The following is a 3,430-nucleotide window of genomic DNA, read 5'->3' as shown; positions in this document are numbered from 1 at the left end:
CCGCGGCGGGCGTTCCACGGCGGGTGGCGTGGTTTCCGCGAAGGAAGGCGTCACGCTGCAGGCGGGACGCGACATGCTGTTGTCGCGCCAGGTTTATGCGTCCGGCGTGTTGCAGGCGCAGGCGGGCGCGGACGCGGTGTCGGAGGCCGGCGCGCAGCTGCAGTCGGCAGGAGGCATGACCATACGCGCGGGTTCAGGCGTCACGCTGGCCGGCGCGGCCCTGACCGATGGCGCGATGCTGGTCGAATCCACGCGCGACCTGCGCCTGGACGGCAGCGCGCTGGCTTATGGAGGTGCGCTGGACCTGAAGAGCGGCGGCGATCTGCGCATGGGCGCGGCCAGCAAGGCGCAGGGCAAGCGTGTGGGAATCGATGCGGCGCGCGATCTGCGAGCCGATGGCGAACTGGTGTCGGAGACGGCAGCTGAACTGAAGGCCGGACGCGAAGCCGCGGTGGACGCCCGGGTGTTGGCGCGCGGCGATCTGGACCTGAGCGCGCAAGGCGCCACGGCCGTCACCGGACAGGTGGAAGCGCTGGGCCGCGCGCGGCTGCAGTCCGGAGCAGGCATTTCGCTTGCAGGTAGCCTGAGCGGCAATCACGGCGTGGACATGCGCGCGGCGGGCCCGCTCGCCATCAGCGGCGTGGTGGGCGCGGCAGCGGGTGAACTGACGCTGGCTTCCGGCGGCGACCTGTCGGTCAGCGGCAGCGCGCAGGCAGGCGGCCCGGTCAGGTTGAGCACGCAGGGCGCGCTGAACGTGGCGGGTACGGTCTCCTCGCTGGCCGGATTGACGGCCCAGGCCGCGCGCGATGCCGCGGTCGACGGCAAGCTGCTGGCCGGCGGTCCGCTGCTGCTGGAAGCGATAGGCCAGATGGCGGCGGGCGCGGACTCGCGTCTGCAATCGGACGGCGCCATGCAGCTGCGCGCTGGCCAGAGCATGCTTCTGGCCGGCGTGGCGGAAACCAATGCTGGCCTGACACTGGGCGCGGGCCGCGACCTGCGCGTGGACGGCGCGGCGCTGGCTTATGGCGGCGTCTTGTCGATGGATGCGGGCCAGGATCTGCGTTTGACCAATGCCAGCCGCACGCAGGGCGAGGGCGTGTCGGCGCGCGCGGGCGGTGACCTGCAGTCGGACGGCGCGATGGCCGCGCGCGGCGATATCGCGTTGACCGCGGGGCGCGATGCGCAGCTCGGCGGCAAGACGGTCGCCACCAACGATGTGACGCTGGCGGGAGGACGCAACCTGGCCATTGCGCAGGGCGCGCAGCTGGAGGCGGAACGCTCGGCGCAAATCCAGGCTGGGCAGGACGCCACGCTGGCTGGCGCTGTGCGCACCAATCAGGGCATACGCATCGACGCCGCTGGCAAGCTGCGGCTGGACGGAGAAACCTCCTCGGTCGCGGGCGCCATCGATTTGCTCGCGGGCGGCGACCTGTCCGTGGGCGCGCAGGGCAAGGCATACGCGGGCGGCGCGCTCAGCGGCACAAGCGGCGGTGCGTTGCGCGTGGATGGCGAACTGGCCGGCCAGGGCGCGTTGACTTTCGTATCGGTGGGCGGCGCAACGGTGGACGGCAAGCTGCTGTCTGGCGACGCCTTGTCGTTGCGTGCGGGCAAGGACCTGCGCACGGGACAGACGGCTCAGTTGCAATCGTCCAAGGGCATGACGCTGAGCGCGGGCCAGGACGCCAGCTTCGCAGGCGCTGCCTTGAGCGATGGCGGCATCGCGATCGACGCAGCACGCGAGCTGCGCGTGGACGGCAGCGCGCTGGCCTACGGCGGCGGCTTGTCGATGAGCGCCGGTCGCGATCTGTGGCTGGGCGACATCAGCAAGACCCAGGGCAAAGGCATCAGCGCTCTGGCTGGGCGCGACTTGGGCGCTGGCGGCGAGATGGTGGCGCCGGGCTCCGTGACGCTCACCGCGGGCCGGGACGCGGTCATCGGTTCCAGGCTCAGCGCCGACGGCGGCATAACACTGCGTGCGCAAGACACGGCGCAAGTCACGGGCCAGCTGGAAGCGACCGGCGTGGCCAGCCTGCAAGCCGGCGGCGACATGACGTTGTCGGGCGGCGTGCTCAGCAACCAGGGCACGGAACTGCGTGCTGGGGGCGCGCTGGGCGTCAACGGCACGGCGGGTGCAGCGCAGGGCGCATTGACCCTGGCCTCGGACGGCGACATGACGGTGGGCGGCAGCGCCCAATCCGGCGGTCCCTTGTCCATGGTCGCGAAGGGCGCGCTGAACGTGGCGGGCACGGTGTCCTCGCTGTCCGGCTTGACGGCTCAGGCCGCCGGCGACGCGACGGTCAATGGCAAGCTGCTGGCCGGCGGTCCGCTGCTGCTGGAAACGCTGGGCCGGTTGGTGGCAGGCGCGGATGCACGCTTGCAATCGGAAGACGCCATGCAGTTGCGCGCGGGCCAGGATCTGGTCCTGGCAGGCGAGGCGGAAGCCAACAAGAGTCTGACGTTGGACGCCGCGCGCGATCTGCGCGTGGATGGTGCGGCATTGGCCTACGGCGGTCAACTGTCGATGGACGCTGGCAATGATCTGCGCTTGGGCGACGCCAGCCGCACGCAGGGCGAGGGCGTAGCCGCGCGCGCCGGCGGCGATCTGCTGGCAGAGGGGACCATGGCTTCGCGCGGCGATATCGCACTGGTCGCAGGCCGCGATGCCAGCCTCGGCGGCAAGACCGTGGCCGCAGGCGACCTGAAGCTGGATGGCGGGCGCAATCTGGCCATCGCCCAAGCCGCGCAACTGGATGCGGAAGGCAAGGCGCGACTCAAGGCAGGGCAGGATGCGATGCTGGCGGGTGCTGTGCGCAGCAACTTGGGCAACCGCATCGAGGCAGCCGGTGCGCTGCGCTTGGACGGTACGACTTCCGCGGTATCGGGCGCAATCGAGCTGCTCGCCGGCGGCGACCTGACGGTGGGCAGCGCCGGCAAGGCGCTGGCGGGCGGCGCGCTGCGCGGCGAGAGCGGCGACGCGTTGTCGGTCGCGGGCGAACTGGCCGGCCAGGGCGCGTTGACTTTCGTATCGGTGGACGGCGCTACGGTGGACGGCAAGCTGCTGTCCGGCGACGCCTTGTCGCTGCGGGCAGGCAAGGACCTGCGCACGGGACAGGCCGCGCAACTGCAATCGTCCAAGAACATGACGCTGAGCGCGGGCCAGGACGCCAGCCTCGCGGGCGCTGCCCTGAGTGATGGCGGCATCGCAATCGACGCAACACGCGAGTTGCGCGTGGACGGCAGCGCGCTGGCCTACGGCGGCGGCTTGTCCGTGAACGCCGGCAGCGATCTGCTGCTGGGCGCGGCCAGCAAGACGCAGGGCAAGGGCGTCACGGTCCAAGCCGGGCGTGACCTCAGCACCGCCGGCGAAATGGTGGCCGCGGGATCGGCCGCCCTCCTGTCTCTTATACACATCTCCGAGCCCACGAGACAA

The 3,430-nt window shown here is 71.3% G+C and carries 1 protein-coding gene; it reads left to right on the top strand.

What is annotated here, in order from left to right:
- Positions 1 to 28 precede the first annotated feature (28 nt).
- A partial coding sequence (locus tag DXK93_RS06195) for a hypothetical protein (RefSeq protein WP_158598548.1) occupies positions 29 to 3,430 on the top strand: 3,402 nt, incomplete at its 3' end.

It is taken from the genome of Achromobacter sp. K91 (assembly GCF_003576205.1).
GTDB lineage: Bacteria > Pseudomonadota > Gammaproteobacteria > Burkholderiales > Burkholderiaceae_B > Achromobacter > Achromobacter aegrifaciens.
This window is presented reverse-complemented; position numbering and strand designations above follow the sequence as displayed.